We start from the raw sequence: 15,898 nt of genomic DNA on the forward strand, positions 1-15,898 counted from the left end.
CCGCACCCTTTCGGCCCTGGGTGCTGTGGTGCACCTGTCTGGTGATCCGAATCTCGTCGGGAAGGACATCAGGATGGACCCCACCGCTCGCAGCCGCCGCACCGTGCTCATCGCCGCCATCGCCGGCGGCCTCATCCTGCTCCTCCTCATCGGTGTCGGCGTCTACGGACTCATCCGCGGACCCCAGACCACCGAACCCGCTGAGCCAACCCTTACCGATGGGCCGGCGGCCACGAACCCGGCACACGTCCCGGCAGAGCCGGAGCCTGTGGTCACAATCGGCGGACCGGAAAAGTTCGCAAGCGCGGTCGCGGAAGCACTGTTCACGTGGGATACGACCAGCGGGTATGGGCCTGCCGATTACGCGCAGATGCTCGCCGATGTCACCGCCGAAACGGAAGCCGACGCGGCCGCTTCCGATGTCCGTTCCTATCTGCCTACGCCGGAGGCGTGGGCGCAGCTCCGCACGCATCAGACGCGGCAGTGGCTCATCATCGACACGATCGAGATCCCGGCTGCGTGGGAGGATGCGGTGGTGCAGGCGGCGCCGGGGCAGATTCCTGACGGTGCGGTCGCGTACACGATCACCGGCACCCGCCACCGGACCGGCTACTGGGGCACCGACCCGGTCACGACAACGCACCCGGTCGCGTTCACCGTGTTCCTCATTTGCACCCCCGAACGGGGCTCCGCACCGTCGCCTGCCGATCCGATCACCGACACCTGTCTCTTGTTGCGGTTGTCGCAGCTCGACAACCCTTTGCGGTGACCGCCATGCTCAAGAAGCTCCTCGCCGCCCTCACCGTCGCCGCCGTCTGCTTCGGCCCCGCGACCGTCCTCCTGTCCGTTGCCGTCCTCGCCAACCCCGCCATCGCCGCGTGCGCACCGGGGTCGTTGATCGTGGGGCCGATCCCGGACTCACTGACCGCGACCACGAAGAACGGTGAGACGGTGACGCTGAACCGTCAACAACTCACCCACGCCGCAACCATCATCACCGTCGGCGGACAAACAGACGATGTCGGGCGTCCGGGGGCGGTGATCGCGTTGATGGCGGCGCTCACGGAGTCGCACCTGCGGATGCTCGCCAACACCGGCACCTACCCCGAATCCGCGAACTTCCCCAACGATGGGGATGCGTCCGATCATGACTCGCTCGGCCTGTTCCAGATGCGGCCGCAAGCCGGGTGGGGCACCGTCGCGGAGCTCATGGACCCGAACTATCAAGCCCGCGCGTTCTACGGCGGACCGGCCGGACCCAACTACCCGAGCCCCCGAGGACTGTTGGACATTCCGGGGTGGCAGCAACTCGACCCCGGCAAAGCTGCGCAAGCCGTCGAGGTGTCGGCCTATCCGGATCGGTATCAGAACTATCAGCCCGTCGCCGAAGCGATCCTCACCGCACTCACCCGCCCCGCACCATCAACCGGCGGCGGTGGCGGTGAGGTGGTGGTGCCGGAGACCACCAGAGTCGTGTTCCCGTTGCCGGAAGGCTCCTGGGTGCGGACCAGCCCGTTCGGGTGGCGCACCGACCCAATCACATTCGAGACCGCGTTCCACTCCGGCAGCGACTTCGCCGCCGCCGACGGCACCCCGATCTACGCCGTCGCCGATGGAATCGTCACCCACGCCGGATACACCGGCTCCTGGGGCGGACTCATCATCGTGGAACACACCGTCGGCAGCGAACGCATCGCGTCCTATTACGCCCATATGTGGGAGCACGGCATCCACGTCACCGAAGGCATGACCATCACCGCCGGCCAACACATCGGCGATGTCGGCTCCTCCGGGAAATCCACCGGCCCCCACCTCCACCTCGAAATCCGCCCCGGCGGGACCGAGCAGCCCGCGATCGACTCCGACCAATGGCTCACCGACCACGACGCCGAAGGCATAACCGGCGGCAACACCTCCCGCGCGACCTGCACTCTGAGCGGGGGTGGCCGCTGATGGACGTGTTCCCCGACTTCGGCGGCGTCGGCGCCGCCGACGACCTCCGCACGGTGATCGGCGCGCTACTGATGTTCGTGCTCATCATCGCCGTACTCATGCTGATCGTCTCAGCGATCATCTGGGCCATCTCATCCTCGACCGGCAACCCCCACACCGCGACCAAAGCCCGCCTCGGTGCCTGGGTGGCACTCGGCACCGCAGCCCTCGCAGGAGCTGGCGTTGCCTGGGTCAACTTTCTCCTTGGTGTAGGAGATCAACTTTGACGATGCGTCGTCGTGCTGCTGCGGTCTACTCGTGTACGGTCTCCAGATCGGAGTTACGACACCACATATCTCCGTTGCGTCTCCAGAGAGCGTCTACAAGTGCATCCAGCACGGCTACGGGGAGGTCATCGAAGACCTCGGAGACGACGTCGTAAGCGTCGAGGATTTCAACGATCGCCACATACTCTTGATCTTCTGAGTCCCACGGAAGGCCCGCATCGTCAACCGTGATGTATTCGTTTGAGATCGTTGTAAGCATCTCGTCCAGTTTCAGGTCGAGTTCATCGAGCAGCGACCCGGACCAGAACTCGTCACCATCGTGTCCGACGAACAGAGACCCCAGCGTCAAGTTGCTCTCCCAAAGGAGATCATTTCCTTCGGGCCAGACGATGAAAGCTATGTCAGAAAGCTCGAACCGGACATCTCCGATGACCCGCCATTCCCGTTCCCATCGCCAATCGTGAGGTCGAGTGGAGTCAGTCGAGCGTACAGGGTCAATGAACGGCGTCATCTTCCAGTACGCATCTTCCACGTTGAGCGGCTTCTGGCGTGCGTCCAGAGACCTAGAGAGAAGCTGCTTCGCAGCGTCCCACTGAGGTGAAGGGTCACTGAGATACCAGACCGGTTGAGCGCCTTGTCTTTCGCGGAGTAGTTCTTTGTCAAAAACGAGGCCCCATCTTCGACCTCGACTGGTCATACGGCGTAGTTCGGTCAGTGGCGTTTCAGTGAAACAGACGGCCTTCTGATTCCCAACGGAATCCTGAAAGTTCTTGGCGATCCCGAAGGGATTGCGTGCCTCGATTCGCCCCTGTGTCAGCACACTCGCGAGATCTTGGGGCGTCCGAGTGAGATGCACCAGCCAACGTGACAGATCGCGTGCGCCTGAGTGCTGGGTTGTCCCAGCTGCGCTCGAGGGTATCGGTTCTGCCATCCCTTCAGATTACTCGTGGTGTAGAGGGGTGCACCTGGCTGGCAAGTCCGCCATTCCCTGGCGTTTGTGAGCTGAAGGAGCACCCTGTGATTGATATTGACCCGAACGGTACCGGGCTTCCCGGTATCGAGCAGTTGCGCATCATTGTCGGCGCGGTGATGACTGTCGGTCTGATCCTCTCCGTCCTCGCCCTGATCGTCTCCGCGATCGTGTGGGGCTTCGGCGCGAACTCCTCCAACCCGCACCTCGCGTCGCGCGGAAAGGTCGGCGTGCTCGTGTCCTGCGGGGCGGCGATCATCTGCGGCGCGTCGGTGACGCTCATCAACTTCTTCTGGGGCGTCGGCCAAGCCGTCTAACCCCACCACGGATGAGGGAAGGAGGATGCGGTGAGTGTGTGTGATGTGCCGGTGATCTCGGCCGTGTGCGACACCGTCGGGCAAGGAGCTGCGACGTTGATCGCAGCCCCGTTCGACTGGCTCGCCCAGGCGATGGGCGGGGCGGCGGCGTGGCTGTTCGAGGCGGTCTGGGCGGTGTTCGACACCACCACCCTCGTCGACGTCACCGACGAAGGCTACGTCGGGGTCTACAACATCCTCTTCGGGGTCGCGGTGTTCGTGGTGCTGATCTTCTTCTGCCTGCAACTGATCACCGGCCTCATCCACCGCGACTCCACCGCCCTCACCCGCGCTGCCCTCGGAGCCGCGAAAAGCATCCTCGGCTCGTTCGTCGCGATCGGTCTCACGGGGCTGTTGTTGGAGATCACGGATCAGCTCGCGGTCGGGATCGTGCAGGCGACAGGCAACACGATGGAGTCCATCGGTGACCGGATCACCCTGCTTGCGGCGGGGTTCGCGGGGATCAACATCGCCGCGCCCGGTGTCGGGGCGATCGTCACGATCTTCCTCGCGGGCCTTGCCATCAGCGCGGCTGCGATCGTGTGGTTCTCCCTCCTGATCCGTAAAGCCCTCCTGCTGGTCGCGATCGTGTTCGCTCCGATTGCTCTTGCGGGGTTTTCGTGGGATGCGACCAAGGGGTGGTTCGGGAAATGGGCGACGTTCGTGATCGCCTTGATCTTGTCGAAGTTGGTGCTGGTGGTGATCTTCCTCGTCGCGATCACCCAAGTGAGTGCTCCGATTGAGCTTGATCTGGCGTCGATCAGTGACCCCATCGCCGGGGTCGTGTTGATGTTCATCGCTGCGTTCGCCCCGTACATGACGTACAAGTTCGTCACGTTCATCGGATTCGATATGTACCATTCGATGAGCGCCGAACAAGAAGCCAAATCCGCCCTCAACCGGCCCGTCCCCGTCCCATCAGCACCGAAGACCGATGGGTCGAAGAAGGTACTCGACGGCGCCGGCGACCAGGGCGGTGGTGCGGCACCATCCGGCGGTGGCGCCCCACCCGCAACGGCTGCCAGTCCCGCCGCCGGCGGGGGCGCAGCGGGTGGTTCTGGTGCCGCGGCTGGTGCGGGTGCCGGGAGCGCGGGCGGTGGTGCTGGCGCGGCCGGTGCCGGGGCCGGCGGGGCTGCTGCTGCGGGGCCTGCGGCAGCAGTCGTGGTCGGGGCTCAGGTGGTCAGTGCGGCGGCGACTGCGGGGCCGAAGCTCGGTGGCACGGTCGGGGGTGCTGCGGAAGGGCACGCGGCCGGGGCCGGTGAGACCGTGCAACCCGCACCGCCACCGCCTGCGCCGAGTCACACGCCGACCGCACCACCGGCACGACCGATGCCCTCGACGCCGCCGCCTGCGCCGTCACCGAAGCCGGCTGCCGGGAAGGAATGATCGATGTCGACTCAGCAGAACACGAGCAATGCAGGGTTCGGGTTGCGGGCGGTGCAGTTCTCCCGCCTCACCCGCCGCAGCATCCTCCTCGGCCTCTCCCTCCCGCAACTCATCGTCCTCGCCACAGGTGTCCTCTCCATCGTCGGCGCCCTCTACGCCGGCGGCGGGATGCTGCTGGCCTGGACCGCACCCATCTGGCTCCTCTGCGCAGCCCTCGCTTGGACCCCGGTCGGGGGTCGGAAACTGGTCGAGTGGGTGCCCGTCACCTTCCGGTGGGTCGCTCGCACGCAGGCACGGCAGACGGTATTCCGGCGGCGGGTCGTGAAGCCTCGGCCTGCGGGGACGCTCGCTCTTCCGGGTGATGCGGCGTCGCTTCGGGAGTGGGAGGACCCGGAGACGGGGGCGGCGATGATCCACGACCCGCACGCGCAGACCCTTGCCGCGATCGTCGGCGTCTCACATCCCGCGTTCGTGCTCCTCGATCCCGGCGAGCAGGAACGCCGCGTCGCCACCTGGGGACGCGTGCTCGCCACCACCTGCCGGTCCGGGCGGATCGCCCGCCTGCAAGTGTGCGAACGCACCCTCCCTGACGGGGGTTCCGGGCTGGTCGAATGGTGGCAACGCCACGGCACCGATGACGGCTCCTGGACCTCCACCGTCTACCGGGAACTCATCGACCGTGCCGGTCCCGCCGGGGAACGCCACGCCACCACCATCAGCCTCGCCCTCGACCTCAAAGCCGCCGCCCGCCAAGTCCGCACGAACGGCGGCGGCATCAAAGGTGCCGCCGCCGTCCTGCGTCAGGAGATGACAACGCTGGTGACGGCATTGCGAGCGGCGGAGCTCACGATCACCGGGTGGCTCACCCCCGCACAGGTCGCGGTGATCCTCCGCTCCGCCTACGACCCCGCCACCGCCGCGATCCTCGAACGGAACACCGACATCGGCCGCTCCCTTGCAACCGCAGGCCCGGTCGCAGTCACCGAGTCGTGGGATCGGCTCAGATCGGATTCCGCGCACCATGCAGTGCTGTGGATCAGCGAGTGGCCGAGGTCACAGGTGTATCCGGGGTTCCTCGCCCCGGTGTTGCTGTCGTCAGGGATTCAACGATCGTTCTCACTGGTATGCACACCGATCCGGTCGGATCAGGCAGCACGCGACATCAGGAAGAAGAAGACCGAACTGATCTCAGATGCCGCGCAACGGCAGAAGATGGGGCAGATCGAAGACGCCTCCCAAACCGCCGAATACGGTGACGTACTCCAACAAGAAGCCGACCTCACCGCCGGCCACGGCGTCCTCCGCTACACCGGCCTCATCAGCATCTCCGCCCCATCTCCGGAAGAACTCGACACTGCCGTCGCAGCAGTCGAGCAGGCCGCCATCCAAGCCTCGTGTGAGACCCGGCGTCTCGTCGGGCAGCAGGCCCAAGCCTTCACCGTCGCAGCGTTGCCGCTGTGCCGCACCGTCTGAGAACGAGTAGGAGCCCGTCATGACGACCTTCCAAAACCCAACCGTCGACGCGGCGGAAGCGTCCGAAGCGCTCCGAGGGCTCGCGCACGCCTCCCGCGTGTTCGAGGACCCCGCCGACACCTACACGGTGCTCGGTGATCTTCTCGCCGGGGTGCGCTCCCTCCGGCAAGTGCTCGACCAACTCGCCACCACCCACCTCACGAACCGGGTGCGCGCGCACGACGACGCCGGGGATCAGACCGCCGGTGCGACCTACGCTCTCACCGCGACCGAGGAACTGCAGCAGGCCGCGGCGCTGCTGGATGGGGTACACGACCGGGTGGATGCGGCAATGGCTGCCTCGGGGCGGATCGCCTGGCATCCCGCCCCCACAGCACCGGGGGCGATGTCGCGGTGGGTGAGCGTGGTGTTCCTGCAAGGCCAGGACGCCGACGAGGTGCTGACGATCATCGACCGCGACGGCACTGATGCGGCGATCGAGCACCTGGCCGGGTTCGACATGGGCGAGGAGACCACGCAGGCCGCGCTCGTCAACGGATACGTCTACGAAACCATCCCCACCGGCCCCCTCGACCACACCACCACCGAAGGCGTCTACACCCTGACCTACAACCACGACCACGGGCACGTATCCCTACTCCGCGCACACCCGGAAACACGAGAGCCGGATGCTCCGGCTCCGTCGGCGAGGACAACGCCGAGCCGTCCACCGTCGCGCAGGCACGCACCGATGGGCGAAGAGGAAGACGACTGGTTCGCACCGTCGCAGTCCTCGTCAGTGCCTCGGGGGCGAGCACTGTGAGCGATCGGCAGAAGCTCCATACCGCGGCGCTGGTCGAACCGGCCGGGGAACGCCGCAAGCAGCGGAGAGCACGCAAGCACGCCGCCGCGAAGATCGAGACCAACGCCCGCCGCACTGAGCAGGCGGCGGAGCGTGAACGGGTCGCGGCGGAGCGGGCCGAACGCCGCAACACCACCTACCTACCCGCCGCCGGCGAACCAGGGGTAGCGGCGTTGCGGACGCCGGGGCGGTTGCGGTTGCCGCGGCATCAGGACACGTCTGCGACGCTCGCGGGCGCGTACCCGTTCCTCGCCGAAGGCGGCCTCGGCGCCGACGGGGTGTTCATCGGCCAGGATCTCTACTCGGGCGGCTCATTCGTCTACGACCCCTGGACCCTCTACGCGCGTGGTGTCATCACCGCACCCAACATCGTCCTCGCTGGCATCGTCGGGTCCGGCAAATCATCACTCGCCAAAAGCCTCTATACGCGGTCGATCCCGTTCGGACGCCGCGTGTATGTGCCCGGTGACCCGAAGGGTGAACATACGGCGGTTGCGGAGGCCGTTGGCGGGCGGGCGATCGTCCTCGGCCATGGGCTCCGCAACCGCCTCAATCCGCTCGATGAGGGCCACCGCCCGTCTGGGGTGAGCGATGCGGAATGGGCGGCGCAAGTCGCGTCCCGCCGCCGGGAACTCATCGGCGCGCTCGCAGAGACCGTGCTGGATCGGGTGCTGTCACCGTTGGAGCACACCGCGATCGACCTCGCCCTGAGGGATACTGTCCGCACCGCTGACGTACCGATCTTGCCGATGGTGGTCGACCGCATCCTGAACCCCGATCCTGCGACCGACACGGATGGCCGGCTGGCGGAGGACGGCAGGCTCGTCGGCCACGCCCTCCGCCGCCTCGTAGCGGGTGATCTTGCGGGATTGTTCGATGGGCCATCGACGGTGCGGTTCGATCCATCGCTGCCGATGGTGAGCTTGGATCTGTCGCGGGTGGCGGAGAACAGCACATTGATCTCGGTGCTGATGACCTGCTCAAGCGCGTGGATGGAGTCGGCGCTGATGGACCCGAACGGCGGGCACCGGTGGGTAATCTACGACGAAGCCTGGCGACTCATGGCCTACCCCGCACTCCTACGCCGCATGGACGCACAGTGGCGGTTGGCGCGACATTACGGGATCGCGAACATGCTGATCTTCCACAAACTCACCGACCTCGACAACGTCGGCGACCAAGGCTCCGCGATGCGCGCCCTCGCGAACTCGCTTCTGGCGAACGCTGAGACGAGGATCATCTACCGGCAAGAACCCGACCAGCTCGGCGCCACCGCCGCAGCCCTCGGCCTCACCGGCACCGAACAGAAACTCCTCCCAGGACTCGGCACCGGGCAAGGACTCTGGCGCATCAAAGAACGCTCCTTCGTCGTCCAGCACCAACTCCACCCGGCCGAGCTCGCCGCGTTCGACACCACAGCAAGGATGAAGGGCTAAACGCTCGAGTTCAGGATTCCTGAACCCTGCTTCCGCGTCATTCCGCCAGTTTCAGCCGATCTGCGGGTCGTTATGAGGGTGCAAGTTCCCGCACCTGCCAACGCACTCGCGGTGACTGTCTCGGCGTGCTGGTTCGCACCTATCCCTCGATTGATACGCCATGACCGAGGGAGCAGCACTGATGGACACGATCAACGAGCTGGCAGCAGAGGAGCGCACTGCGAGGATCATCCTCTCGGTCGCGTCCGAACCGGGAGATGCGGTGACGGGGCGGATGATCCGCACCGTCGGCGCATCCGAGACCATCGCCCGCGTCCTCGCCGATCAAGTCCCGGTGGGGCCGGATGGTGACACCTGGCAGCGCCGCCTCGCACCCCGAATCGACGCGACGCAGACGCGACGGGTGCTTGCCGAGACGGAGCGGCACGGGATGCGAGTTTTGATCCCTGGCGATGCCGAATGGCCTGCCGGGATCGGTGCGCTTGGCGATCGTGCACCGGTGGCGTTGTGGGCGAAAGGCAACACGGGGCTGCTGAGCCGTCCGGTGTGGGATCGCCTCACTGTCACCGGCGCCAGGGCGTCCACCGGGTATGGGGAGCACGTCACGACGGAGCTGGTGCAGTCGGCAGTCGCCGACACCCGCGTGGTGCTCTCCGGCGGCGCGTATGGGATCGATGGTGCCGCGCACCGTGCCGCGCTCGCCTCCGGTGGTTCCACAGTCGCCGTGCTCGCGGGGGGCCTGGATCGGCCGTATCCGGCAGGGCACGCTGATCTGCTAACCCGGGTCGGCAAGGACGGGCTGTTGCTGTCGGAGTTGCCGCCGGGTGCGGCGCCGACGAAGTGGCGGTTCCTGCAACGAGGCCGGCTTCTCGCGGCGCTCTCCGGCACCGCCCTCATTGCGGAGGCCGGGTATCGTTCCGGCACCCTCCACACTGCTGCCCGCGCCGCAGAGCTCGGCCGGCCGGTCGGGGCGATCCCTGGCCCGATCACCAGCGCATCGTCCGCGGGGTGTCACCGGCTGCTGCGTGATGGCCTCGCCACGGTCATCACCGGGTACGACGATGTGCGCAGCCTCCTCGACGGGGTGCGGGATGGAGCTCATCGGGCCGTGCGCCGCACCGCGGGGCTCGAGGCCGCCCCCCTCGACACCCCGACTCCCTCTGCTCAGCGTGAGGGGCCGAGCCTGGGCCGGTGAGGACGGTGGTGCACCTGGTGTGAAGGCGACCGGCTCGTGTCGCTGATGGACAACACCAGGAGGTATCTCGTGTCAGGATCACTCGCCCACATCACGCAGCCGGAGGCTGCGCCACCCAGAACGGGGGTACGGCGCTGGCTCTCGGTGCTGCTGGCCCTGTTCCTGCTGGCCGGGTCGCTCGCACTGAATGCGCCGCAGGCTCATGCGGGCAGTCTCGGTGTCGGGTACGACATCGGGAACGGGTTCCTCGGTGCCTACAACACCGACGTTGATGGCAGGCAGGCGTACTGCGCGGACCTCGATGCCGATTCACCGTTCGCGCAGACCTACGGGCCGGAGCGGATCACGTCACTGGATTCGCTGTCCCGGCAGCAGCTCGCGGAACTGAACTATGTGCTGGATCGGTGGGGGCAGTCCAGTGACCCGAATACGACTGCGGCGGTCGCTCTGTTCGTATGGTCGATCACGAGCGCCGGCACCTACAACTCCCACGGCATGTCAGGCGACATCTACTACGTCGGGCGGGCGCCAGCATCCGAGCGGGGCACGATCCTCGCGAACCTGGACATGATGCGCCAGAACGCCGCCGTCTACGCCGTCACCGACCCCTCACTATCCCTGAGCCTGGACATGACGGATCAGTACGCGGGCACCCTCACCGTCGCAACCCACCCCGCAGGACTCACCGGCACAGCGACCCTGTCGGATGCGATCTTCGCCGACGGTTCATCGGCACGCACGATCGGCGCCGGAACGCACCCGTTCACCGGCACCCCCGCAGTCGGTGTCCCGTCCTACCGAATCGGCGCGTCGATGAACATCGCCGCGGCCGGGTACGGTGCCGCGCTCGATCTCTACACGACCCCCGGCGCGCAGCGTCTGATCGCCGCCGTCGCCGGGTCATCCACCGGGTTGTCGGCGTCGGCGGAGTCGCCGCTGATCGAGTTGGATTTCCAGCCGGAGATCACCACCCAGGTCGCCTCCCGCTACGTCAGCGAGGGTGATGCGTTCGTGGATGGGCTCACCGTGTCGGTGTCGAAGGGCACCTGGATTCACCTCGATGGTTCACCGATTGAGGTGACGGCGACCGGCACCCTGTATGGGCCGTTCAATGAGCAGCCCGCCGAAGCCGACACTCCACCTGCCGGAGCCCCGGTCGCAGGCGTCGAGACGGTGACGTTGACGGGTGCGGGGTCGTATACCTCGCCGGGCACGATCGTTGCGCCGGAATCGGGGTTCTACACGTGGGTGTGGAGCATCGACAAGGCCGCGCACGGTGAGAACGCGAAGTACCTCACCGACTCGTTCACCGACCGCTTCGGGCAAGTCACCGAGACGTCGGTGGTGCCGTTCCAGCCCGAAGCTGTCTCCCAGGCGGATCAGCGTCTCGCCGTTCCCGGTGATGCACTTACGGACTCGATCACCGTCAGCAGCGGCAATGGTGCGTGGTTGAAGAAGGACGGCGCGCACATTCCGGTGGTGTTCGAGGGCACCGCCTACCAGGTGCCCGGCACGCTGCCCCCGGCACAGAACACCGGCATCGACCCGAACGCGGTGCCGCTCGGCACCGTCACGGTCACCGCAGGCGGCCCCGGCGTGTACACGTCCCCACAGGTGGTTGCCCCGACGGGCGGGTTTGTGACCTGGGTGTGGGAGGTCAAGAAGTCGTCGCAGCCGGAGTGGGTGCGCGACTACCTCGCCGCCGACTGGGCCGACGAGTACGGAATCAGTGTGGAGACGACGTCGGTGCGGTGGCCGGTCACGGTGACCTCGCTGATGCGGGAGTACAACGTGCACCCCGGCGGACGCGCCTTCGATGTGATCACCGTCACCGGGTTCCCGGCGAACCACGGCGATTTCACCGGCGACGGCTACTGGAACGCCGACGTCGATGAACTCCATCACACCGTCTACGGACCCTTCGCGTCAGATACGGAACTCACCGATGATCTCGATCTCAGCGGTGCTCCGGTGTTGGCGGAGCTCACGACGCCGGCACGGAATGGGGTCTACAAGCTCGGGTACACGGATGAGGACAAGATCGTGCCGACCGAGCCCGGCTTCTACGTCCTCGTCACCACCTTCACCGGCGACGACCGGGTGCAGCCGTATGCGTCGTCTCCGGCGGATGTGCTGGAACGCTTCTACGTCCCACCCACAGGCACAGACATCCCCGTGACGGTGGTGACGCAGGCGACACCGGAAGCGTTCGTCGGTGAACCGTTCTCGGATGCCGCGCTCGTGCAGGGGACGAAGATTCCCGACGGTGCCTATCTGGTGTTCCGCGCCTACGGACCCCACCTGGCAGACGCTGGGGCCGTGTGTGAGGTGCCGTTCTACGAGAGCGATGAGATCCCGGTCACTCAGGCCGGTGTCTACCGTTCCGGCACCACCACCGTCACTGAGCCGGGGAATGTGTACTGGGTCGAATCCCTCTACAACGCCGACGGCAAAATCATCGCCGAGGGTGTGTGTGGTGCACCCGGTGAGACGACGGTGGTGAAGGAGCAGCCGGAGGACCTGATCGTGAAGACGAACGCCGTCCCCACCGTGCAGCTCGGTGATCCGGCGCATGATGTCGCCACCGTCACCGGCACCGTCCCCAACGGGGCACGTCTGGTGTTCGAGGCGTACCGGCAGGACAGTGACACCGCGATCTGCACCCCGGAAGAACTCGTCTTCACCTCCACCACGATTGATCTCGACGGGCCGGGTGAGTATCGCTCCGACGAGGTGATCTTCGACCGCGTTGGCACCTACTACTGGGTGGAGACCATCACCGATGAGGACGGCACGATCCTGCACCGTGGGGTCTGCGGCGCACCAGATGAGACCACCACCGTCACCGACACCCCGGAGGAGCCGGGCACGCCGGGTGAGCTTGCGCACACCGGCGGCGGGGGCTGGTGGCCGATCGGTCTTGCCGGTGGGCTGATCGCTGCGGTTACCGGTGGGGTGCTGCTGTTCGGGCGTCGCCTCGCGATCGCCCGCGACCGCGCCGGATACGTCCGTGACGAGGACCTGTCGTTCGAGGAGTTCAAGGCCCAGTTCGAGGGAGCAAAGGAGGACTAACCACAGGCTGCCGACCCGCCGACACCCCCAACCGAGGGCGGGTCGGCACGGGAGGGCACGAACCACCCCCAGGTTCGTGCCCTCCCACCTGCGTTCCGGGGGCGGTGCGGGCGCACCTGCCTGGCGACACCCCTGCACTCCACCGAGAGGAACTGCCCTGTGACGCCGAAGCCCCGCTACCGCCGCACCCACCCCGACCACCAACCCCCGAAAGCGCCGAAGCCGCCGAAGTCTGATGTGGGAGGGCCGGTCGTGGTGCCGGTGGTGGAGTTCACCATCACCGCTGATGGTGCGATGACGGTCACGGTCGACGGGGCGGCATATCTGCCGGAGCCGTTCGCTCCGGGGTGGCGGCGCGAAGCGTTCCCGACCATCCTCGACGCCCTCACCGCCCGATACCGGTCGCCGCTGCGCGTGCAGGTACACGAGGCCGATGGGTCAACGTTCACCGACATCATCACCCCAACCCGCGAACGCCCGACCCCGAAACCCTGGGACACCCCGGCACCGGTGGCTGTGGTTTCGCCTCCGGTGCGGGCCGCGCAGCCGGTGCTGCATCAGGTGGCAGGGGCAGGGTTCGTGCCGGGTGAGGATGTCGCCGTCGCGATCATCCACGCCCATACCGACGCCAGCAGCGACGGCACCGCCCGCACCCTCCTCACCGCAGAGCAGGCCGCGTTGGCGGTGACGGGTGAAGTGATCCTCCTCGGCCGCATCTCCGGCACCCTCAGCATCGGACGAATCCAATGAGCACGCCGCGGCAGGGTGGGGCGCTTGGGGATGAACTGGCGAACCTCGGCATCATCGCCCTCATCGCCGCCGCCGTCCTCGCCGTCATCCTCCGCGTCGCAGGCACGATCACCGCCTGGGTCACCGGGATCGCGCAGCCGGCGGGCGGGATCGAAGCCGGCCTCGGCGTGCTCCTGCACCCCGCAGACCCCGGCAGCGCGCTTGGCGCCGACGGGCTGAATCCGGTGGCGTACTGGGTCGTCGCCGGTGCTCTCATTGTCGCGGTCGGTAGTGCGGGGTGGTGGGTGTGGCGGTTCTTCCGTGAGCACGCACGGCAGACGAAGGTCGACCCGTACCGGATCGTCGGCATCGCCACCCGCACCGACGTCACGACCGCAGCCTCAGAGAAAGCACTGCTACGTCGCGCCGGGCAACTCCGCCCCTCCATCCAGCAGCCTGCTGTCACCGATGTCGGCTACCTCCTCGGCGCATCGAGGAATGTGGGCGTGTGGGCGAGCGTGGAGGACTCGATCCTGCTGATCGGGCCACCACGTTCGGGGAAGGGGCTGCATGTGGTCATCAACGCGATCCTCGACGCCCCCGGCGCCGTCGTCACGACCTCCACCCGCCCCGACAACCTCACCGCCACCTTGAAAGCACGAAGTGCGGAAGGGCGGCCGGTGGCGGTGTTCGACCCGCAGCACCTCGCCGAAGGCATCCCCGCAGGCTTACGGTGGTCACCGATCCGGGGATGCGAAGACCCGCTGACGGCGATGATCCGCGCCACCGGACTCGCCGCCGGCACCGGTCTCTCTGCTGGCGGTGTCGAGGGTGGGGACTTCTGGGAAGGGAGGGCCTTGCCCCCGGTTCTTGGACACGGGGTGGGATTATGCCGCTATCGGTAGCGTAGCGGCGGTGAGTTCGGCTTCGAATGCGACGGGCGCGATGTAGCCGAGGTAGGAGTGGCGGCGGGTGTTGTTGTAGCGCACGAGCCACCGGAACACCTCGCGACGGCAGGAGGCCTCGTCGGCGAACACGGCCCGGTCTTGCAGGACCTCGCGCTTGAGCGTCGCGTTGAACGCCTCCGCGAGGGCATTGTCAGCGCTCGTGCCCACCGCGCCCATGGACTGTGTCACGCCGAGCCGCTTGCACAGTCCCGCGTAGGCCTTGGAGGTGTAGACCGATCCGTGGTCCGAGTGGAACACGGACCCGGTCAGCCTGCCGCGGGTCAGCCTCGCCGAACGCAGCGCATCTTCGACGAGCTCGTTGCGCATGTGGTCCGCGACCGCCCACCCGGCCAGCCGTCTCGAGCAGCAGTCGATCACGGTCGCCAGATACAGGTTCTGCCCGTCAGCCAGCGGCAGATAGGTGATGTCGCCGACATACCGCTGGTTCGGCGCCTCGGCGGTGAAGTCCCGTTTCAGCAGGTCGGGGACGACCTGTCCCGACGGCTCGGGGACGGTGGTGCGCACCCGCCGCTTGCGCTGGTACCCGTGGATCTCGTTGTCTCGCATCACGCGGGCGACCCGCTTGCGGTTGACCCGCTCGGACGGCGCGGCGCCGTCATTGAGCTCGGCGGTGATCCGTGGCGCGCCCATCGTGTTGTCGCCTTCGTGGACGGCGCGGATCCGCCCCGCCAGAACGTCGTCCTCCGCGGCGCGCGCCCGCCGGGCGGCGGCGCCGGCCCGCCATGCGTAGAACGAGGACCTCGTGATCTCGACGAGCTGACACAACCGCTTCACCGGGTAGGTGGCTGAGAGGTCCTCAACGAACTGGAAGCGGTTCACCAGTTCGTCTCCCCCGCGAAATACTTGGCCGCCTGCCGCAGGATCTCACGCTCGGTGACGAGCTTGACCTGCTCGACCTCCAGCTGCGCGACCCGCCCCTCCAGGCGTGCGATGCGCTGCGCGGGCGTCTCATCCGCCCCCGCATCCGCCGTCGGCGAGGTCGCCGACGCCTTGAACGGGCTGCGCGCGGCGGTGCCGTCCGCAGCCGTCTTCCGGCCCGTCCCGTGCCGCTCCAGCCACAGCCGCAACGTGCCGCGCTCGATCCCGAGATCAGCGGCGATGCCACGCACCGTCGCCCCGGGAGTGGACTCGTACAAGTCCACGGCCTGCCGCCGGAACCCGTCGGAGTAGTTCTTCCTAACCATGATTCTGATCATCTCGCTTCCCCAGCAAAATGCTGGATTCAGCGTGTCCAAGAACTGGGGTCAGGGCCC

General features: G+C 67.0%; 13 protein-coding genes and 1 pseudogene. 12 read left to right on the forward strand and 2 right to left on the reverse strand.

Annotation, left to right across the window (positions count from 1 at the left end):
• Positions 1–73 precede the first annotated feature (73 nt).
• Genes CGU34_RS12450 through CGU34_RS12460 form a run of 3 tightly spaced genes read left to right on the forward strand, consistent with a single transcriptional unit; the run spans position 74 to position 2,219 of the window.
• Positions 74–769, forward strand: a complete 696-nt coding sequence (locus CGU34_RS12450) for a hypothetical protein (RefSeq protein WP_100814284.1) — start codon at positions 74–76, stop codon at positions 767–769.
• A 5-nt stretch (positions 770–774) separates the two neighbouring features.
• Complete coding sequence (locus CGU34_RS12455) at positions 775–1,953, forward strand: M23 family metallopeptidase (protein WP_100814295.1); 1,179 nt, start codon at positions 775–777, stop codon at positions 1,951–1,953.
• Positions 1,953–2,219: a DUF6112 family protein gene (locus CGU34_RS12460; RefSeq protein ID WP_100814285.1), complete on the forward strand. Its 267-nt coding sequence runs from the start codon at positions 1,953–1,955 to the stop codon at positions 2,217–2,219. Before CGU34_RS12455 ends, CGU34_RS12460 begins: the two co-directional genes overlap by 1 nt.
• Positions 2,220–2,244: 25 nt before the next feature.
• On the opposite strand, the gene CGU34_RS12465 is transcribed toward CGU34_RS12460, so the two are convergent.
• Positions 2,245–2,751 (reverse strand): hypothetical protein, encoded by a 507-nt coding sequence (locus tag CGU34_RS12465; RefSeq protein WP_100814286.1) that lies wholly within the window; start codon positions 2,749–2,751, stop codon positions 2,245–2,247.
• Positions 2,752–3,236: 485 nt separating this feature from the next.
• On the opposite strand from CGU34_RS12465, the gene CGU34_RS12470 reads away from it, so the two are divergent.
• The 9 genes and pseudogenes from CGU34_RS12470 to CGU34_RS12510 form a co-directional block, all read left to right on the forward strand.
• Entirely contained in the window at positions 3,237–3,506 is a 270-nt protein-coding gene (locus CGU34_RS12470) for a DUF6112 family protein (RefSeq protein ID WP_024355940.1), read from the forward strand.
• Positions 3,507–3,536: 30 nt separating this feature from the next.
• Positions 3,537–4,931 carry a conjugal transfer protein TrbL gene (locus tag CGU34_RS12475; RefSeq protein ID WP_157811307.1) on the forward strand — a complete coding sequence of 465 codons (1,395 nt, stop codon included), beginning with the start codon at positions 3,537–3,539 and terminating at the stop codon, positions 4,929–4,931.
• A 3-nt stretch (positions 4,932–4,934) separates the two neighbouring features.
• Entirely contained in the window at positions 4,935–6,404 is a 1,470-nt protein-coding gene (locus tag CGU34_RS12480) for an SCO6880 family protein (protein ID WP_100814288.1), read from the forward strand.
• 19 nt (positions 6,405–6,423) lie between these two features.
• Positions 6,424–7,206: a hypothetical protein gene (locus CGU34_RS12485; RefSeq protein WP_100814289.1), complete on the forward strand. Its 783-nt coding sequence runs from the start codon at positions 6,424–6,426 to the stop codon at positions 7,204–7,206.
• Entirely contained in the window at positions 7,203–8,681 is a 1,479-nt protein-coding gene (locus tag CGU34_RS12490; protein ID WP_100814290.1) for an ATP-binding protein, read from the forward strand. Before CGU34_RS12485 ends, CGU34_RS12490 begins: the two co-directional genes overlap by 4 nt.
• Before the next feature lie 181 nt (positions 8,682–8,862).
• Positions 8,863–9,876, forward strand: a complete 1,014-nt coding sequence (dprA, locus tag CGU34_RS12495) for a DNA-processing protein DprA (RefSeq protein WP_232711667.1) — start codon at positions 8,863–8,865, stop codon at positions 9,874–9,876.
• A 69-nt stretch (positions 9,877–9,945) separates the two neighbouring features.
• Positions 9,946–12,948: a hypothetical protein gene (locus tag CGU34_RS12500; protein ID WP_157811308.1), complete on the forward strand. Its 3,003-nt coding sequence runs from the start codon at positions 9,946–9,948 to the stop codon at positions 12,946–12,948.
• A 159-nt stretch (positions 12,949–13,107) separates the two neighbouring features.
• A complete protein-coding gene (locus CGU34_RS12505) occupies positions 13,108–13,698 on the forward strand; it encodes a hypothetical protein (protein WP_232711668.1) in 591 nt (196 codons plus the stop codon).
• Positions 13,695–14,531, forward strand: a pseudogene (locus CGU34_RS12510) (type IV secretory system conjugative DNA transfer family protein); the annotation flags it as partial. The gene CGU34_RS12505 and the pseudogene CGU34_RS12510, both read left to right, overlap by 4 nt.
• Positions 14,532–14,564: 33 nt before the next feature.
• Here CGU34_RS12510 and CGU34_RS12515 read toward each other — a convergent pair.
• Positions 14,565–15,829, reverse strand: a protein-coding gene (locus CGU34_RS12515) for an IS3 family transposase (protein WP_100813234.1) whose coding sequence is annotated in 2 segments (ribosomal slippage) — positions 14,565–15,478 and positions 15,478–15,829 — 1,266 coding nt in all. Because the reading frame shifts where the segments join, the coding sequence is not laid out codon by codon here.
• Positions 15,830–15,898: the final 69 nt, after the last annotated feature.

The organism is Microbacterium lacus (assembly GCF_002812805.1).
In the GTDB taxonomy this organism is placed as follows: Bacteria; Actinomycetota; Actinomycetes; order Actinomycetales; family Microbacteriaceae; genus Microbacterium; species Microbacterium lacus_A.

Excerpts from the sequence above, each read along its gene's own strand:
- CGU34_RS12480 (WP_100814288.1), top strand. The coding sequence starts at position 4,935 with ATGTCGACTCAGCAGAACACGAGCAATGCAGGGTTCGGGTTGCGGGCG.
- dprA (WP_232711667.1), top strand. The coding sequence starts at position 8,863 with ATGGACACGATCAACGAGCTGGCAGCAGAGGAGCGCACTGCGAGGATC.
- CGU34_RS12460 (WP_100814285.1), top strand. The coding sequence starts at position 1,953 with ATGGACGTGTTCCCCGACTTCGGCGGCGTCGGCGCCGCCGACGACCTC.
- CGU34_RS12450 (WP_100814284.1), top strand. The coding sequence starts at position 74 with ATGGACCCCACCGCTCGCAGCCGCCGCACCGTGCTCATCGCCGCCATC.
- CGU34_RS12485 (WP_100814289.1), top strand. The coding sequence starts at position 6,424 with ATGACGACCTTCCAAAACCCAACCGTCGACGCGGCGGAAGCGTCCGAA.
- CGU34_RS12455 (WP_100814295.1), top strand. The coding sequence starts at position 775 with ATGCTCAAGAAGCTCCTCGCCGCCCTCACCGTCGCCGCCGTCTGCTTC.